Below are 17175 nucleotides of genomic sequence, written 5' to 3'. Positions count from 1 at the left end.
CCGCTGCCCCCGACAAAAATATCTTGAAAGCGCCCACCCACGAATTTACCGCGCCACGGGACGACAACAAGCGACTGGCCAATCTGTGCGGGCCGCTCGATGAAAATCTGCGCCAGATCGAGCAGGCGCTCGACGTCGCGATCAACCGGCGCGGCCACCGCTTTACGGTGCGCGGCGAGGCGGCCGCGGCAACCGTCCAGGTGCTCGAGGTTTTCTATAACCGCGCGTCGGACCCGCTCACGGTCGACGATATCCAGTTGGGCCTGGTGGAAACCCGCCAGGGAAAACGCCCGGCGATTCGCCTGGGCGCCGACGACAACCCGTTCGTGAGCGGCGATCTCGACGAGGCCGACTCTCCGGTCCTGCACACGCGGCGCGCCGACCTGCACGGGCGCACGCCGACGCAACGCGAGTATCTCAAGCAGATCCTGTCGCACGACGTAACCTTCGGGATTGGCCCGGCCGGCACCGGCAAGACCTATCTGGCGGTCGCCTGTGCGGTCGATGCGCTCGAGCGCGACGCGGTCAAGCGCATCGTCCTGACCCGGCCGGCGGTCGAAGCCGGCGAGCGGTTGGGTTTCCTGCCCGGCGATCTGGCCCAGAAGGTCGACCCCTATCTGCGGCCGCTGTACGATGCCCTGTACGACCTGCTCGGCTTCGACAAGACCCAGAAGATGTTCGAGCGGCAAATGATCGAGATCGCGCCACTGGCCTACATGCGGGGTCGCACCCTGAATCACGCCTTCATTATTTTGGATGAAGCGCAAAATACCACGCCGGAACAGATGAAAATGTTCCTCACACGGATTGGTTTCGGCAGCAAGGCCGTCGTCACCGGAGACACCTCGCAGGTCGATCTGCCGCGCGGCCACAAAAGCGGCCTGATGGAAGCCCAGCACATTCTGAAGAACGTCCGCGGCATTGCGATGACGCGCTTCTCGAGCGTCGACGTCGTGCGCCACCCGCTGGTCGCCCGGATCGTCGAGGCGTATGACGAGCACGCCCGCCACGCCGAAGCCGGTCTCGATGTGCCCGACGGCGTGGGCGACACCAAGCGCAGCCGCTGATGACTCGCGCTCACGCCCTGAAGCTTACCGTGCAGTTCGCCACTGCGGATTGGCCCGCGCACAAGGCGATACTGCCGCGCGCGACGCTGAGCGGCTGGGTCAAGGCCGCCCTGTTTGCCGACGCCGCGCTGACGCTGCGCTTCGTCGACGCCGACGAGGGCCGAACGCTGAACCGAACCTATCGTGGCAAGGACTACGCCACCAATGTCCTGACCTTCGCCTACGCGGAATCCGAGAGCGACCCGGTCAGCGGCGATATCGTGCTGTGCTGCCCGGTGGTCGAGCGCGAAGCCCGGGAACAGGGCAAGGAATTGCGCGCGCACTACGCCCATCTGATCGTCCACGGCGTGCTGCACGCACAGGGCTATGACCACCAAACCGAGGCCGAGGCCGCTGAAATGGAAGGCATCGAAACCGAGCTGCTGACCGGCCTGGGTTTTCCCGCCCCCTACCTCGAACCCGCGCCCGCAGATCCGAAAGGCCCCCCCGCAATACAGTCATGAATCGCCCGGCCTACCCACCCGATCTCGGTATTGCGCGCCACCTGAGCCAGGAAGAAATGGCCGCTTCGCTCGATCAAGCGCTGAGGCATTGGGACGGCAAAGACGATATCTGGTTATTCGCCTACGGCTCGCTGATCTGGAATCCGGGCGTTCCCGTGGTCGAAACCCGCCGCGCCAAAGTCTTCGGCTACCACCGCGGCCTCTACCTGTGGTCGCGGGTCAATCGCGGCACGCCCGAACAGCCTGGCCTGGTGCTCGCGCTCGACCGGGGCGGCTCCTGCAATGGGCTGGCGATGCGCCTGAGCGCCGATCAGGCGCGCAGCCATCTGTCAACGCTGTGGTACCGCGAGATGGCCATGGGGTCGTACAACCCCGCCTGGCTGCGCTGCACGCTCGCCACCGGACACGCCACACGCGCCCTGGCCTTCGTGATGCGGCGCGACGTCAAGACTTACGCCGGCCGGCTCAACGACGACCTGATCCGTCACGTATTCCGCCGCGCGCAAGGGCGCTACGGCACCACCCACGATTACGTCGCCCGTACCGTACAGGCCCTGCGAGAGGCCGACATGCCCGACCGGGCACTCGAAGCCATCCTGCGACGCTGCCGCTAGCGATGCCGTGACATGTGATTAGTGTATCCTTGAGACTCTCTTGTTAACGCCCGCGCCCGGAAGTGATGGACGCACAGTCATGACCGACCCCTACCCCAGTCGCAAACCCGTGGACAAACCGCGCTCCCTGCTGGAGCGCTTGACCGACCTCATTTCTCCCGAACCCGAATCTCGCGCCGAATTGCTGGAAATTCTCCAGGACGCGCACGAGCGCAACCTGGTGGACGCCGACTCCCTGGCCATGATCGAGGGAGTGTTCCAGGTCGCCGAGTTGTGTGCCCGCGACATCATGGTGCCGCGCGCGCAAATGGATGCGGTCAACATCGCCGAGACGCCCGACCAGTTCCTGCCCTTCGTGCTGGAACAGGCGCACTCGCGCTATCCGGTCTACGAGGGCAACCGCGACAACATCATCGGCATCCTGCTGGCCAAGGACCTGCTGCGCTGCTACGTCAACCAGGACTTTGACGTGCGCGACATGCTGCGGCCGGCCGTGTTCATTCCCGAATCGAAACGTCTGAACGTGCTGCTGCACGACTTCCGCGTCAACCGTAACCACATCGCCATCGTGGTCGACGAATACGGCGGCGTGGCCGGATTGATCACCATCGAGGACGTCCTCGAGCAGATCGTCGGCGACATCGAGGACGAATACGATTTCGACGAGGAAGAAGACAACATCATTGCCGCGCCGGACGGCAGCTACCGCATCCGCGCCCTGACCGAAATCGAGCAGTTCAATGAAGCGTTCGGCACCCAGTTGCACGATGACGAAAACGATACGATCGGCGGCCTGGTGACGCACCAGTTCGGTCGGGTACCCCGGCGCGGCGAGCGCATCCGCATCAACAACCTGCTGTTCGAGGTGCTGCGCGCCGACGGCCGGCAAGTTCATGTCCTGCTGATCCGAAAGACCCCGCCGGCCCAACCCGTGACACAGGAATAAAACATGCGCGTGACGACGGCGACACTGCCGCGCACCCGGCAGGGCTGGTCGTATGCCACGATCGGCGCGGCGTGCGGCGTGCTTCACATGCTGGCCTTCGCGCCGCGCGACTGGTGGTGGCTGGAAATCGCCGCCCTGGCCGGCCTCTATGCGCTGATCGAGCGCGGCGCCAGCGTGCGCCAGGCCATCGTCAGCGGCTGGGCCTTCGGCCTGGGCTGGTTCCTGGCCGGCATCTGGTGGTTATACGTCAGCATGCACACGTATGGCGCCATGCCGGCGCCCATCGCCGGCCTGGCGGTGGTGCTGTTCGCAATTTACCTGGCACTCTTCCCCGCGTTGGCCGCTGGCCTGAGCAGAAGCCTTGCGCCGCGTCCGGGCGTGCGCCGCATCCTGTGTTTCGCTGCCGCATGGCTGTTATCGGAGTGGTTGCGCGGCACCCTGTTTACCGGCTTCCCGTGGCTTGCCAGCGGCTACGCGCATACCGACGGCCCGCTCGCCGGCTACGCACCGGTGGTCGGCATGTATGGCGTGAGCGCCGCCGCAGCCGGCAGTGCCGCGCTGCTCGCCACGTTATGCCGCCCCGGCATGCCGCTCGCGCGGCGCCTGATGCCTTTGCTGGCCCTGCTGGCCGTGGGCGGGCTCGGCTCGGGCCTGTCGCATGTTGCCTGGACGCATCCGAGCCACCAGCCGATCTCGGTGCGCCTGCTGCAAGGCGACGTCCCGCAGGAAATGAAATTCGAGCGCAGCGGCGTCGAGCAAGCCATGCGCCTCTACCGCGACATGATCGTGGCCAAGCCGGCCGACCTGATCGTCACCCCGGAAACCGCCTTCCCGGTGCTGCTGCAACAGATTCCCGACGATGTCGCCACGCCGATACGGACGTTTGCCGACGCCACCGGCTCGCACATCCTGCTGGGTGCGGTCGGCGACACGCTCACGCCGCAGGGCCCGACCGACTTCACCAACAGCCTGTTCGGACTCAACCCTGGCAGCCAGACGCTTTACCGCTACGACAAGCATCATCTGGTGCCATTCGGCGAATTCGTGCCCTTCGGCTTTCGCTGGTTCGTCGACCTGATGAAGATCCCGCTGGGCGACTTCCATCGCGGCGACGCGATCCAGCCCAGTTTTGCCGTCGGCCCGAACCGCATTGCCGGCGACATCTGCTATGAAGACCTGTTCGGTGAAGAGATCGCGCGCACCTTGCGACACCAGGCCGAGCCCGCCGACGTGCTGGTCAACGCATCGAATCTGGCCTGGTTCGGCAACACCATCGCGCTCGACCAGCATCTGCAGATCGCCCGCATGCGGTCGCTGGAGACCGGGCGCCCGATGCTGATGGCCACCAACACCGGCGCGACGGCCATCATCGAGGCCAGCGGCCAGATCCAGGCGGCTTTGCCGCGCGAGACGCCCGGCGTGCTCGAAGGTTCGGTGCAACCCTACGCCGGTCTCACGCCATACATCCGTTTGGGCAACTGGCCGGCGCTGATTCTGGCCGTGCTGGTGCTCGGCTGCGCCGCCGGCATCGCAAAACGTAGCAAAACCCGCTAAAATTCAATGTTTTAGCAACAGGCGCCAGCCCGCGACCGCGGCCGGGCGAGCGCGCCTGAATCGACTTGCCGCGCGAACTCATCATGCTCACCTTTCAACAGGTCATCCTGACCCTCCAGGATTACTGGGACAAACAGGGCTGCGCGCTGCTGCAACCCTATGACATGGAAGTCGGGGCCGGCACCTCCCATACTGCAACGTTCCTGCGAGCCATCGGCCCGGAACCCTGGCGTGCGGCCTACGTACAGCCGTCGCGCCGCCCCAAGGACGGCCGGTACGGCGAAAACCCCAATCGGCTGCAGCATTACTACCAGTATCAGGTCGTGCTCAAGCCGGCGCCGGAAAACATCCTCGATCTTTACCTGGGTTCGCTGCGGGCGCTCGGGCTCGACCTGACGCAAAACGACGTGCGCTTCGTCGAAGACGACTGGGAGAACCCGACGCTGGGCGCCTGGGGTCTTGGCTGGGAAGTGTGGCTCAACGGCATGGAAGTCACGCAATTCACCTATTTCCAGCAAGTCGGCGGCATCGACTGCAAGCCCGTGCTGGGCGAGATCACCTACGGCCTCGAACGGCTGGCCATGTATCTGCAGAAAGTCGAGAACGTCTACGACCTGGTCTGGACGCAATGGGAAGAGAACGGCCAGCAGCGCCGCCTGACCTATGGCGACGTATTTCATCAGAACGAGGTCGAGCAATCGACCTACAACTTCGAATTTTCGAATGCCGAACTGCAATTCGGCTTCTTCGACAACTACGAATCCGAGGCCAGGCGGCTCATCGAAGCGCAACTGGCCTTGCCCGCCTATGAAATGATTCTCAAGGCGGCACACGCCTTCAACCTGCTCGACGCGCGCGGCGCCATTTCGGTCACCGAGCGCGCGGCCTATATCGGCCGCATCCGCGCCCTGTCGCGCCTGGTGGCGCAAGCTTATTTCGACTCGCGCGCCAAACTCGGCTTCCCGATGTGGTCGTGGGACGGCGCCGACGCCGACACGCTCGCGAAAGAATACGGTGACATCTACACGGCGGCCATGACGGTGCGCTCCGGAGCTGCAGTCGCATGAGTCATAACACCCCCCTCCCGCTGCTGGTTGAATTATTGACCGAGGAACTGCCGCCCAAGGCGCTGGCCCGCCTGGGTGACGCCTTCGCGCAAGGCATCGAGCGCGGCCTGAAAGAGCGCGGCCTGTTGCCGCCCGAGGCGCTCGCAACACCATTCGCGACACCGCGGCGACTTGCCGTGAGTTTCGATGCCGTGCTGGGCAAGGCCCCCGATACGGCGATCCGCGCCAAGGTGCTGCCGGTGTCGGTGGCACTCGACAAGGACGGCAATCCGGCGCCGCCGCTGGCAAAAAAGCTGGCCGCCATGGGCTTTGCCGATCTGCCGCTCGACGCCCTCGAGCGCGCCAGCGACGGCAAGGCCGAAGCTTTCTTTTACACCTATACGGCCCCTGGCCTGGCGCTGGCCGAGGCGCTGCAAGCCGCGCTGGATGAAACGCTCGGCAAGTTGCCGATCCCGAAGGTCATGAATTACCAGCGCCCGGATGGCAAATCCGTGCAATTCGTGCGCCCGGTGCATGCGCTGGTGGCCCTGCACGGCAGCCACGTCGTGCCGGTGCAGGCACTCGGGCTCGCCGCCGGCAACACCACCCTGGGACACCGCTTTCTGTCACACGGCCCGATCTCGCTGGACACGGCACAGAACTATGCCGGCCTCCTCGCCGAACAGGGCAAGGTAATCGCCAGCTACGCCGAACGCAAGGAGACGATTCGCCGCGAACTGCTGGCCAAGGCGGGCGGCGATCACGTGGTCATGCCCGAAGGCCTGCTCGACGAGGTGTGCGCGCTGGTGGAGTGGCCTGTGGTCTATGAGTGTCACTTCGAGGCGGCATTCCTGGAGGTGCCGCAGGAGTGCCTGATCCTGACCATGCAGACCAACCAGAAATACTTTGCCGTGACCGATCGCCCGCTCGAGCAGGGAGGGCGCCTGCGCAACCGTTTTCTGATCGTCTCGAACGTCGCGACCGCCACGCCGCAGCAAATCGTCGAGGGCAACGAGCGCGTGGTGCGCCCGCGCCTGGCCGACGCCAGGTTCTTCTTCGCGCAGGACCAGAAAAAGACGCTGGCCCAGCGGGTGCCGCAATTGGCCCAGGTGGTCTATCACAACAAGCTCGGCACGCAGCTCGAACGCACCCGGCGGCTCGAGAAACTGGCCGGCGCGATCGCCGCCGAGCTGGGCGCGGACCCGTCTCGGTGCGAGCGCGCCGCGCACTTGTGCAAAGCCGACCTGCTCACCGACATGGTTGGCGAATTCCCGGAACTGCAGGGCACCATGGGCACCTACTATGCCCGCCATGACGGTGAACCTGAAGATGTCGCGCTGGCCTGCTCGGAGCACTACCAGCCGCGCTTTGCCGGCGACAACCTGCCGGCCTCGCTGACCGGTACCGTAGTGGCGCTGGCCGATAAGCTCGAGACGCTGGTCGGCATCTGGGGCATCGGCCTGCATCCGACCGGCGAAAAGGACCCGTTCGCGTTGCGCCGCCACGCGCTGGGCGTGTTGCGCATCCTGATCGAAAAGCCGCTGCCGCTATCGCTGCCCGCGCTGCTGGACGCCGCTTACGCGCAGTTCACCGGCGGCGTCAAGGCGCCCGATTATCTCGCCGACGTCTATCAGTTTTTGCTCGACCGGCTGCGTGGATACCTCAAGGACAAAGGGTATTCTGCCAATGAGATCGAAGCGGTACTCAGTCAGAACCCCGCTCGCATGGACGACGTACTGATGCGCCTGGAAGCCGTGCGCGCTTTCTCCGCGCTGCCAGAGGCCGAGGCCCTGGCGGCCGCCAACAAGCGGATCGGCAATATCCTCCGGAAAGCCGGCGAAGAGCGCGAGAGCGGCGGCATGGCGGCGATCGTGGACCCGGCGTTGCTCAACGAGGACGCCGAGCGAGCGCTGGCCGCGGACGTCGCCCGGATCGCACCGGTGGTCGGCGAGCGTCTGAGCGAGCGCGCCTACGGAGAGGCGCTGGCCGCATTGGCGCAACTGCGCACCGCCGTCGACGCCTTCTTCAATGACGTGATGGTGATGGCTGACGACAGCGCGCTGCGCAACAACCGGTTGGCACTGCTGGCGCAACTGCATGCGCAGATGAACTGCGTGGCCGATATTTCCAAACTCGCCGCGTAGCGCGCTGCCCATCCCCGGAATCGATAACGCCATGGAAGCCCGCAAGGAAAAGACGCTGCCGCCGCACTCCCGCAAGCTGGTCATTCTCGATCGGGACGGCGTCATCAACGCCGACTCGGATCAGTTCATCAAATCCCCCGACGAATGGATCGCCATTCCGGGGGCACTCGAGGCGATCGCCCGGCTCAATCAGGCCGGCTACCGCGTCGTGGTGGCCAGCAATCAATCCGGCATCGGCCGCGGGCTGTTCGACATGGTCGCGCTCAACGCCATACACAGCAAGATGTATCGCGCCGCGGCCGCCGCCGGCGCGCGCATCGACGCGGTCTTCTTCTGTCCGCACACCGCTGAAGATCGCTGCGAGTGCCGCAAGCCAAAGTCGGGCCTGCTCGAGGAGATCGCACGGCGCTACGAGCTCGGCTTGAGCGGCGTGCCGATCGTCGGGGACTCGCTGCGCGACCTGCAGGCCGGTGTGCCGCTGGGCTGCGACCCGCATTTGGTCCTCACCGGCAAGGGCCGTAAAACGCTGGCTCATGGCAACCTGCCGCCGAATACCCAGGTGCATGACAGCCTGCACGCTTTCGCCCTGGATTTTCTTGCCGCCGGGCAGGACTGATAGGGACGCCCGCATGCTCTTTTTTCGCTCCCTGCTGTTTTTTCTGTTCCAGATTTTTTGGACCATTCCCTACGCCGTGGCGTGCATGCTCGCCTTTCCTTTCATGCGGCCGCAAAACCGCTATTGGTTCGCGGTCGGCTGGTGCCGCACCATGCTCAAAGCCGCCGACGTGTTGTGCGGCATTCGGTATACGGTCATTGGTAAGGAAAATCTCCCCGACAAACCGGCGATCGTGCTGTCCAAACACCAGTCCGCGTGGGAAACCATCGCCTTGCCGGCGATCATGCCGCGCCCGCTGTGCTATGTCTTCAAGCGGGAGTTGCTCTACGTCCCCTTCTTTGGCTGGGCCCTGGGCCTGCTCAGCATGATCCATATCAACCGCAAGGACGGCATCAACGCGTTCAACTCGGTCGTCACGCAGGGGCAGGCGCGTCTGGCCGAAGGTTCGTGGATCATTATTTTCCCGGAAGGTACGCGCACGCCGACCGGAAGCCGGCGCAAATACAAGTCTGGCGGCGCGCGGCTGGCGACCTCGACACAGGTACCGGTCATCCCGATCGCTCATAACGCGGGCCGTGCCTGGCCGCGTCAATCGTTCCTCAAATACCCGAGTCTCATCACGGTGTCGATCGGACCGTTGATCGAAACGGCTGGCTTGACGCCGGAACAGGTCGGCGGCAAAGTGGAAGCCTGGATCGAGGCCGAAATGGAGCGTATCGATCCGCAAGCCTACCGTTCCTGATCGGTTGAACACCATGCGGCCCGCCCCTGCTGTGCGCCCTGCCCCGTCGCGACGCTCGTCGCGGCAAGCCGGGCCCCAGTCGCAACTGGAACTGCCCCTTTTCGGCGCTGATGAAAGCACACGCGACGCCACGCCGATGCCCTCTCAAAGCCGGCCGCCGGCGGCCGGCCCAAGCACGCCGAGCCGGCATCAGCGTGTCCTGGCGCTCGAAGGACACGTATTGAATTACCACTTCAAACGATCGTCCCGCCGGACCATCGGTTTTATCGTCGACGAATCCGGGCTCACCGTGACGGCGCCACGCTGGGTGACCATCGCAGATGTCGAGGCCGCCATCGCCGAAAAACAGCGCTGGATTTTCGCCAAGCTGGCCGAGTGGCAGGAACGGGCCGTGCGCCGCCGTGTGCCACGCGTGACGTGGGTCGACGGCGCCAGCCTGCCTTACCTGGGCCAACCGCTGGTGCTGCGGCTTGGCCGCCCGGACCGCCCCGGTGGCCCGGTTCATGACGCGGCAAGCGGCACGCTTTGGCTGGACCTGCCGCCCCAGGCGCAGGCCCAGCAAATGCGCGATCGCGTCCAGGGATGGCTCCAGCAGCAGGCGCGGCAACTTTTTATCGAGCGCCTCGAACTCTACGCGTCGCGCCTGGGTACGCGTTACACGGCGCTGGCGCTGTCGTCGGCCGCCACACGCTGGGGCAGTTGCAGCGCCGATGGCCGGATTCGACTCAACTGGCGGCTGATCCACTTTCCGTTGAGCGTGATCGACTACGTCGTCGCGCACGAACTGGCCCATCTCAAGGAAATGAATCATAGCCCGCGCTTCTGGCAAACCGTGGCCTCGGTCTTTCCGGATTTCGAAATCGCACGTGCCAGCCTCAAGGAGCACGCGCCGGAGCTCGTGCCCGAGTTCTGAGCGCGCCGCACCCGATTGCCGTGTCGCGCCTGGCGAGCGCTGCAAAACACGGGGCGGGCCATTACAATGACGCTTTCCCTTTAATTAAGAATTAACTTAATTCAATGAATATTCTTCATACCATGCTGCGCGTGGGTGACCTGCAACGCTCGATCGACTTCTACACAAAGATATTGGGTATGCGGTTACTGCGTCAAAGCGAGAATCCGGAATACAAATACACGCTGGCTTTCGTCGGCTATGGCGGTGAAGGAGCGGCCGAGTTGGAGCTGACCTACAACTGGGGCGTCTCGACCTATGAGCTCGGTACCGCTTTCGGTCATATCGCGGTTTCCGTCGACGATGCCTATGCGGCGTGCGATCGCATCAAGGCGGCCGGCGGCAAGGTGACGCGTGAAGCCGGCCCGGTCAAAGGCGGCACCACCGTTATCGCATTCGTCGAAGATCCCGACGGCTACAAGATTGAATTGATACAGAGAACGTCGCCCGCCGTGACGTTGTGAGGCGCCCGCCCGACGCACTGGCCGTCGGCCTGATGATCGTGCTTTGTGCGATCTGGGGTCTGCAGCAAGTCGCCATCAAGGTCGCCGTGCCGACCGTGCCCGCTGTTCTGCAAGCGGGTATTCGTTCGACCATCGCCACCGTGCTGGTGATGGTTTGGATGGCCTCGCGCGGTCAACCGGTATGGCAGCGCGATGGCACCCAAGGCGCGGGGTTGCTCGCCGGTCTTCTGTTTGCTGGCGAGTTCGCTTGCGTCTTCATCGGCTTGACCCATACCACGGCCTCACGCATGGCCGTGTTCCTATATACGGCGCCGTGCTTTACCGCGCTCGGCCTGCACTGGTTCGTGTCCGGCGAGCGACTGCGCAAATCGCAATGGGTGGGGATAGGTTTGGCGTTCAGCGGCATGCTGCTGGCCTTCGCCGACGGCTTGAGCGTATCGCATACCGGCCATAGCACCTGGTTAGGCGATAGCCTCGGCATTCTGGCGGGCATCCTTTGGGCCGCAACCACCGTGCTCGTGCGCGCCTCCTCGCTGGCAGACGCCAGCCCCAGCAGAACCTTGCTTTACCAATTGGCGGTTTCATCGATCGCCTTGCTGGCGCTCGCCGGCATCGGCGGCCACTGGCAGATTCATGCAATGCCGTCGTTGGTGGCCGCAAGCCTGCTCTACCAGGCCGTGGTGGTCGCGTTTGTCAGCTACCTGGCGTGGTTTTGGCTCCTGACCCGCTACATGGCCTCACGTCTGTCGGTCTTCTCATTCCTGACGCCGCTGTTCGGCGTGACCTTCGGCGTGCTATTGCTGGGCGATCAGATCGGCCCGCGCTTTTTGAGCGCCGCCGCGATGGTGCTGACGGGTATCGCGCTGGTCAACCTGCGGCGCTAGCCGGCGGCATGCTCGCGGCGACCGCCTGGGCCAGCGTGACATATTCGGCTACCGGCACATCCTCGGCGCGACGCGTCAGATCGAAAGCAAGCGCCGCGAAATCGACGCGCTCGAGATAGTCGGCCAGCGTGTTGCGCAGCATCTTGCGCCGTTGCGAGAACGCGCTGGCCACCACACTCCCGAGCACGGCCGGATCGATCGAGGGCAAATCCTTCTGTGGCAGCGGAATCATCCTTACCACAGCAGAATTGACCTTGGGGGGCGGGTTGAACGACGTCGGAGGCACGTCCAGCACCTTGTCCATCCAGTAGCGAAACTGCAGCATGACGGACAGGCGCCCATAGTCCTTGGTGCCTGGCTCGGCCACCATGCGATCGACGACTTCATCCTGCAGCATGAAGTGCTGGTCGCGCACGCGGTCGGCAAACTGCATCAAATGAAAGAGCAGCGGGCTGGAGATGTTGTACGGCAGGTTGCCGACGATGCGCAATCCGCCGGCCGGCGCCAGCTGGTTGAAGTCGAACGCCAGTGCGTCACCCGCGTGCAGCGTGAGCCGGGCGCCAAAGCGCTTTTCCAGACGTGCCAGCAGATCGCGGTCGAGTTCGACCGCGTGCAGATGGTCCAGGTGCTCGAGCAACGGCGCGGTCAACGCGCCGAGCCCGGGACCGATCTCGACCATCAGATCCTGGCGTTGCGGCGCAATGGCCGCAACGATGGCGTCGATGATGCCCAGATCGACGAGAAAGTTCTGTCCGAAGCGCTTGCGCGCGATATGACCCTGATGGGCCGCCGGCCGTTGCGGGGGTTTGACCATACTGCGAAATTCCTCAGGCGGCGGGTTCGATCCGACGCACGGTTCGCGCCATATGAGCCGCCGTGCGCAGCGCCTCGATGAGGCTGCCGCAATCGGCACGGCCAGAGCCGGCCAGATCGAGTGCCGTGCCGTGATCGACCGACGTGCGAATGATCGGCAAGCCGAGCGTGATATTGACGCCGCGCCCGAAGCTGGCGTACTTCAGAACCGGTAGGCCCTGGTCGTGATACATGGCCAGCACACAGTCGGCATCGGCCAAATAGCGCGGCTGAAACAGCGTGTCGGCCGGATACGGCCCCATCGCTTCGATGCCTTCGGCACGGGCATCGGCCAAGGCTGGCGCAATGACGTCGATTTCCTCGCGCCCGAGATAGCCGTGCTCGCCGGCATGCGGATTCAGCCCCGTAACCAGGATGCGCGGGCGACGCTTGCCGAAATAGCGCGCCAAATCCGCGTCGATGATGCGCAGCGTGGCCAGCAGATCACCGCGCTCGAGCGCCGCCGGCACGCGGGCGAGCGGCAGGTGCGTGGTCGCCAGCGCAACGCGCAGGCCGCCGCCGGCCAGCATCATCACCACTTTGGCAACACCGGTGCGCTGCGCCAGGTATTCCGTATGACCGGTGAACGGCACGCCGGCGTCGTTAATGGTGCTTTTCTGCAGCGGTGCGGTGATCAGTGCGTCGTAGCGTCCGTGCAGCGCGCCGTCGATCGCGTCGTCGAGCAGTGCCAGCACATATGGACCATTGCGGGCATCGAGCTGCCCGGGCCTGGCCGGTACGGCCAGCGCGTGATGTGCCATGACGACGCGGCCGCCGGCCAGCATGCCGGCCCACTCGGCCTGCAGGCCGACCGCGCCGGCCCGCTGCGCCAGTAACCCGGCATCGCCCAACACGTGGCAACGGACATCGGTCAACTCGTTCTGCGCGTCGAGTTGCGCGAGCGCCTGAACCGTCAGCTCCGGCCCCACCCCGGCCGGTTCGCCGGAGGTCACGGCCAGTTGGAGCGGTCGGGCGGCGCTATCGGTCAGCATGGGTTTACGCGGTCAGTTCGGCTGATGCAGCCGGTTATCGACGTAGGCGCTGTCACGCAATTGCAGCAGCCAGTTGCGATAAGCCGCCTCGGCTTTGCGCGCGCGGATCTCCTGCAGCGCCAGATTGCGCTCCTGGTCTCCCGTGACACGCTCTTCCCGGTGACCCAGCACCTGGATCAGGTGGTAGCCGAACTGCGTGCGGACCGGATCGCTGATCTGCCCGTCCTTGAGGGTACTGAGGGCACGCTCGAACGCCGGCACGGTCTCGCCGGGAGACAGCCAGCCGAGATCGCCGCCCTGCGATGCCGATCCGTCCGCGGAATATTTCTTCGCATATTCAGCAAAGGTTCCGTCGCCGGCCTCGATCTTGTGCTTGATCTCGAGCAGTTGCTCACGTGCCTGTTCTGCCGTCACGCCATTGCCGATCTTGATCAGGATGTGGCGTGCATGAATCTGCGGCACGAGCATACCGGTGGGTGCGCCACCCTGACGAACGTCGAGCAGTTTGACGACATGAAAGCCGTCCTTGCCCTGCAGCACTTGCGGCACGACTTCGCCGCCTTTCAGGTTCTTGACCGCATCGAGCAGCAGGTCGGGCAGGCGTTCCGCGATGCGATATCCCAGGTCACCGCCCTTGGCGGCGGCTTCGCCGTCAGAATACTTTTCCGCCAACGTGGCGAAGTCCGCGCCGCTCTTGACCTGCGCGAGCAGATCCTCGGCCTTGCGCTTGGCCTGGCTCATTTGTTCGGCAGTGGCGTTGGCCGGCACACCGATCACGATTTGCGCGACGTGATATTCAGTCGGCTTGTCATTGGCCTGGCCATTGTTCTGGCCCGCCAGATAGGCATCGATTTCGGATTGCGACACTTCCACCTTGCTGTCGACTTCCGCTTCGCGCACCCGCGCAATCAGCATCTGCTCGCGCACTTCATTGCGGAACACGGGCCAGGACACGCCCATCGACGCCAGCCGCTGCCGGTACTGGTCGACTGACATCTTGTTGTCGGCAGCCACCCGCTGAATCGCCTGAGAGAGATCGGCGTCACTGACCGTGATGCCGTCGTCCTTGGCGCGCTGCAGTTGCACGTCGATCAGGATCATCTGATCAAGCACCTGCTGCTGCAACGTCTCGTCATCCGGAACCGGGCGCCCTTGCAGCGTGAGCTGCCGCTTGGTTTCCTTGACGCGCGCATCGAGTTGATTGCGTGTAATCACGGCATCGTTGACCACTGCGACGATCGAATCGACCGGTTTCGAGGCCGACGGCTGGTCTGCGGACCCTGCGCCGACCGCTTGTGCAAACGCGCCGCCGGTAACCAGCCACAGGCCGAGGCACAAGCACGAGAGCAGCGAGGCCGGGGCCCACTGTGCACGAATACGCTTCATGATGACGTCATTCATAGTTGGTGAATCGGGAAGGAATCGGTGTCGGTGTCTGAGGCGTATAGCCTGGTATTGCCTGCTGGAAAGCCCGTGTCACACTGGTACCGGTCTTGGACAGGCCTTTGAGTTCGAGTTGAGCGAAAACCCCGGTATTCGATGTATTGAGACTCGTGGTGTAGCGCTGGAAAGCGATCCGGAACGCCCAGCAATCGGCATCATACTCGAAACCTGCCAGTGCATCGACGACGTTATGCGTGTTGGGTGCATAAGTGACGCTGCCGGCCAGGCCGATCCGGCGCGTGAGCGGCCACTGCGCCGAGAGTTGAATCTGATCGACCTCGGTGTTGTTGAGCAGCGGCGAGACCGGCAGATAGTGGTAGTACGCATTGAACACGCGGCGCCCGCCCGGACGCCAGGTCAGGCCGACGTCGGTCTGGTTGACCTGGCGGCTGTTCGGGCTGTACTGCAGGTCGGAGGTGAATTGCCAGTTATAGGGCAACTGCGTCGACGCGCCGACCACCACATCGGACATCGTCGAGTCGTCGGGCTCGCCGCCGGGCAGCAGCGTCACCCGCGACGGCCTGAAGTTATAGCGCTGCGCAATCACGAAGCGGGCCAACTCGGCGCCGGTATCGGCATTGATGAACCGCGACGTCACGCCCACCGTGATGCGGTTGGCATCGGCGATCCGGTCGTTGCCGACAAAGGAGTTCTCGCTGAAGATCTCCGCCATATTGAAATTGGCCGCGGACGTATCGAACAGCGGAATCGCGTCCTGGTTGCGGTATGGCGTATATACGTAGAACAGCCTCGGCTCGAGCGTCTGGATCAGGTTCAGGCCAAACCAGTGCAGATTACGTTCGAAGTCGAGTCCGGTGTCGAAACTCAACGTCGGCACCGTGCGGTTGATGTTGTCCGGCACGCCGGTCGCCAGATTGCTGATCTGATACGACGTCGCGTTGAAGATGACCTTCGGGATCGCGTAGTAACCCGGCGTCAGGAACGGGTAACTGACCGTCGCCTTCGAGTAGATCCGCTGCCCGTCCGGTTGCAAAGTGGACGGCGTCGGCATGCGGAAATTCGTGTAGTCGTTGACGACGTTGATGTCGAATCCATGCCAATCGTACTTGTTGTATGTCGCCTGCAGTTCCGGCTTCATGTCATACGGCGGCGCGTTCGGCGCGAGCGTCTGATAATCCAGCACCTGCGTCATGAACGTCCAGTCGCCGATACCCCAGGCCAGGCCGGCCTGCTGCGTGTATTGGCTGGTCACGCCATACTGGAAGTTATTGGCGCCAAAATCCTGCGGGTAGGTCGAATCGGAGACCTTGGTGTAATTGACGAAGGCCTGCACGCCGAACGGCAAGGTCTGATTGTGCTGCAACGAATACAGATACCGGTTGGTGCCGGTCAGATGGTCGTTATTCAGGTACTCGACATGCAATTTGCCCGAGTAGGTCGGCTCGAGATAGCGGAATTCGGTGTTCCATTGGATGCCGCGCTTGGTCAGGATGCGCGGCGCAAAGGTCAGATCGCGGTTGGGCGCGATATTGAAATAGTACGGCTGCATGAACTCGAACCCGCTGGTCGAGCTCTGCCCGAAAGTCGGTGGCAGCAAACCGGAACGACGCGCGCTGGTGAGCGGGAACGTCAGGTATGGGCTGGCGAGAATCGGGACGTGTTGAAAGAACAGCACGCCGTTGTATGCCGTGCCCACGCCTCGATCGGTATCGAAATCCATCTCCTTGGCGCGGAAATACCAGGCGGGATCCTTCTGGCAACTGCAGCCGGAATAGGTGCCGTCGGTCACCTTGATCTGAGTCTGATCGGCGATGTCGATGCGCTTGGCCTTGCCGCCGCCATTGGTCGCGCCGATATGGTACGAGGGCGTGAGCATGAAACCGTCGCCGGCTTCCAGGTGCAGGCTCGCCTGCGGCCCGATAAAGCGGCTGCCGTTGTCGGTCAGCCGCACGCTGCCGGTTGCGCTGACGACGTCGCTGTCTTCGTCGTAATGGATATGGTCGGCCTTGACCACCGAGCGATAGTGCCGCATCTCGGCGGCGCCTTTGAGCGTGACGTCGCGATCGACCTGTCCTTGGGCGCTGTCGCTCCTGGTGAAAATCGCCACGCCCTGGTTCGGCCCGAGGGAGAAGTCCTGCAACGCGGGCACGCTCTGCAATTGCAGGCCACCGGCACCGGCCAGCACAGGGGGCGAGATTTCCTGCCCAATGGCATGTCCGGCCCACCACCCCGGCAAGGACAGGAGCAGCACGAGCGGTTTCAGCCTGAGCCCCAAGGGCGAATAAATGGATCTAGGCGGCATGAATGCAAATGGCGAGACAACCAGGGCGCCACCTGCAGGCGGCCAAATTCGCGTCCGATACGGTCAGGGCCGTAACGGGCGAAGCGGTCGGTC

The 17175-nt window shown here is 64.0% G+C and carries 16 protein-coding genes; 12 read left to right on the top strand and 4 right to left on the bottom strand.

All coding sequences use genetic code 11. The features are described 5' to 3' along the window. Nucleotides 1-20: 20 nt before the first annotated feature. The 12 genes from EPN80_RS05130 (at nucleotide 21) to EPN80_RS05075 (ending at nucleotide 11532) form a co-directional block, all read left to right on the top strand. Nucleotides 21-1067, top strand: a complete 1047-nt coding sequence (locus EPN80_RS05130) for a PhoH family protein (protein WP_293024523.1) — start codon at nucleotides 21-23, stop codon at nucleotides 1065-1067. After that, nucleotides 1067-1570 carry an rRNA maturation RNase YbeY gene (gene ybeY, locus EPN80_RS05125; protein ID WP_293024487.1) on the top strand — a complete coding sequence of 168 codons (504 nt, stop codon included), beginning with the start codon at nucleotides 1067-1069 and terminating at the stop codon, nucleotides 1568-1570. The genes EPN80_RS05130 and ybeY overlap by 1 nt, the downstream gene beginning before the upstream one ends. Next, nucleotides 1567-2184, top strand: a complete 618-nt coding sequence (locus EPN80_RS05120) for a gamma-glutamylcyclotransferase (protein ID WP_293024485.1) — start codon at nucleotides 1567-1569, stop codon at nucleotides 2182-2184. The genes ybeY and EPN80_RS05120 overlap by 4 nt, the downstream gene beginning before the upstream one ends. 79 nt (nucleotides 2185-2263) lie before the next feature. After that, on the top strand, nucleotides 2264-3130 hold the full coding sequence (locus tag EPN80_RS05115) for a transporter associated domain-containing protein (protein WP_293024483.1): 867 nt from the start codon (nucleotides 2264-2266) through the stop codon (nucleotides 3128-3130). 3 nt (nucleotides 3131-3133) lie between these two features. Next, nucleotides 3134-4684 carry an apolipoprotein N-acyltransferase gene (lnt, locus tag EPN80_RS05110; protein WP_293024481.1) on the top strand — a complete coding sequence of 517 codons (1551 nt, stop codon included), beginning with the start codon at nucleotides 3134-3136 and terminating at the stop codon, nucleotides 4682-4684. Between the two features lie 83 nt (nucleotides 4685-4767). After that, the gene (glyQ, locus tag EPN80_RS05105; RefSeq protein WP_293024479.1) at nucleotides 4768-5751 is read left to right on the top strand and encodes a glycine--tRNA ligase subunit alpha; all 984 of its coding nucleotides are present in this window, start codon (nucleotides 4768-4770) and stop codon (nucleotides 5749-5751) included. Next, nucleotides 5748-7874, top strand: coding sequence for a glycine--tRNA ligase subunit beta (glyS, locus tag EPN80_RS05100; protein WP_293024477.1), 2127 nt, complete (start codon nucleotides 5748-5750; stop codon nucleotides 7872-7874). The genes glyQ and glyS overlap by 4 nt, the downstream gene beginning before the upstream one ends. Before the next feature lie 31 nt (nucleotides 7875-7905). Next, complete coding sequence (gene gmhB / locus EPN80_RS05095; RefSeq protein WP_293024475.1) at nucleotides 7906-8490, top strand: D-glycero-beta-D-manno-heptose 1,7-bisphosphate 7-phosphatase; 585 nt, start codon at nucleotides 7906-7908, stop codon at nucleotides 8488-8490. A gap of 13 nt (nucleotides 8491-8503) precedes the next feature. Continuing rightward, entirely contained in the window at nucleotides 8504-9232 is a 729-nt protein-coding gene (locus EPN80_RS05090) for a 1-acyl-sn-glycerol-3-phosphate acyltransferase (protein ID WP_293024473.1), read from the top strand. Nucleotides 9233-9368: 136 nt separating this feature from the next. Further along, nucleotides 9369-10145: a SprT family zinc-dependent metalloprotease gene (locus tag EPN80_RS05085; RefSeq protein ID WP_293024471.1), complete on the top strand. Its 777-nt coding sequence runs from the start codon at nucleotides 9369-9371 to the stop codon at nucleotides 10143-10145. A gap of 104 nt (nucleotides 10146-10249) precedes the next feature. Next, on the top strand, nucleotides 10250-10648 hold the full coding sequence (gene gloA / locus EPN80_RS05080; RefSeq protein ID WP_293024469.1) for a lactoylglutathione lyase: 399 nt from the start codon (nucleotides 10250-10252) through the stop codon (nucleotides 10646-10648). Between the two features lie 32 nt (nucleotides 10649-10680). Next, a complete protein-coding gene (locus EPN80_RS05075; RefSeq protein ID WP_293024521.1) occupies nucleotides 10681-11532 on the top strand; it encodes a DMT family transporter in 852 nt (283 codons plus the stop codon). Here the strand turns inward: EPN80_RS05075 and rsmA are convergent. From rsmA to EPN80_RS05055, 4 genes are read right to left on the bottom strand one after another with little or no spacing between them, the layout of a single operon-like run. Continuing rightward, nucleotides 11516-12346 (bottom strand): 16S rRNA (adenine(1518)-N(6)/adenine(1519)-N(6))-dimethyltransferase RsmA, encoded by an 831-nt coding sequence (rsmA, locus tag EPN80_RS05070; RefSeq protein WP_293024467.1) that lies wholly within the window; start codon nucleotides 12344-12346, stop codon nucleotides 11516-11518. The genes EPN80_RS05075 and rsmA overlap by 17 nt on opposite strands. 13 nt (nucleotides 12347-12359) lie before the next feature. Beyond that, nucleotides 12360-13376 carry a 4-hydroxythreonine-4-phosphate dehydrogenase PdxA gene (gene pdxA, locus EPN80_RS05065; protein ID WP_293024465.1) on the bottom strand — a complete coding sequence of 339 codons (1017 nt, stop codon included), beginning with the start codon at nucleotides 13374-13376 and terminating at the stop codon, nucleotides 12360-12362. 12 nt (nucleotides 13377-13388) lie between these two features. Then, nucleotides 13389-14762 (bottom strand): peptidylprolyl isomerase, encoded by a 1374-nt coding sequence (locus EPN80_RS05060; RefSeq protein WP_293024463.1) that lies wholly within the window; start codon nucleotides 14760-14762, stop codon nucleotides 13389-13391. Between the two features lie 7 nt (nucleotides 14763-14769). Beyond that, nucleotides 14770-17031 carry an LPS-assembly protein LptD gene (locus tag EPN80_RS05055; RefSeq protein ID WP_293024461.1) on the bottom strand — a complete coding sequence of 754 codons (2262 nt, stop codon included), beginning with the start codon at nucleotides 17029-17031 and terminating at the stop codon, nucleotides 14770-14772. Nucleotides 17032-17175 lie beyond the last annotated feature (144 nt).

This window comes from Pandoraea sp. (genome assembly GCF_004297875.1).
GTDB lineage: Bacteria > Pseudomonadota > Gammaproteobacteria > Burkholderiales > Burkholderiaceae > Pandoraea.
Note: the sequence above shows the minus strand (reverse complement) of the source record. Positions and strands in the feature narration are given on the sequence as shown.

Coding starts and splice junctions, on each gene's coding strand:
- gloA (WP_293024469.1), top strand. CDS start 10,250: ATGAATATTCTTCATACCATGCTGCGCGTGGGTGACCTGCAACGCTCG.
- EPN80_RS05115 (WP_293024483.1), top strand. CDS start 2,264: ATGACCGACCCCTACCCCAGTCGCAAACCCGTGGACAAACCGCGCTCC.
- lnt (WP_293024481.1), top strand. CDS start 3,134: ATGCGCGTGACGACGGCGACACTGCCGCGCACCCGGCAGGGCTGGTCG.
- ybeY (WP_293024487.1), top strand. CDS start 1,067: ATGACTCGCGCTCACGCCCTGAAGCTTACCGTGCAGTTCGCCACTGCG.
- EPN80_RS05120 (WP_293024485.1), top strand. CDS start 1,567: ATGAATCGCCCGGCCTACCCACCCGATCTCGGTATTGCGCGCCACCTG.
- rsmA (WP_293024467.1), bottom strand. CDS start 12,346: ATGGTCAAACCCCCGCAACGGCCGGCGGCCCATCAGGGTCATATCGCG.
- EPN80_RS05085 (WP_293024471.1), top strand. CDS start 9,369: ATGCCCTCTCAAAGCCGGCCGCCGGCGGCCGGCCCAAGCACGCCGAGC.
- glyS (WP_293024477.1), top strand. CDS start 5,748: ATGAGTCATAACACCCCCCTCCCGCTGCTGGTTGAATTATTGACCGAG.
- gmhB (WP_293024475.1), top strand. CDS start 7,906: ATGGAAGCCCGCAAGGAAAAGACGCTGCCGCCGCACTCCCGCAAGCTG.
- pdxA (WP_293024465.1), bottom strand. CDS start 13,376: ATGCTGACCGATAGCGCCGCCCGACCGCTCCAACTGGCCGTGACCTCC.
- EPN80_RS05060 (WP_293024463.1), bottom strand. CDS start 14,762: ATGAAGCGTATTCGTGCACAGTGGGCCCCGGCCTCGCTGCTCTCGTGC.
- glyQ (WP_293024479.1), top strand. CDS start 4,768: ATGCTCACCTTTCAACAGGTCATCCTGACCCTCCAGGATTACTGGGAC.
- EPN80_RS05075 (WP_293024521.1), top strand. CDS start 10,681: ATGATCGTGCTTTGTGCGATCTGGGGTCTGCAGCAAGTCGCCATCAAG.
- EPN80_RS05090 (WP_293024473.1), top strand. CDS start 8,504: ATGCTCTTTTTTCGCTCCCTGCTGTTTTTTCTGTTCCAGATTTTTTGG.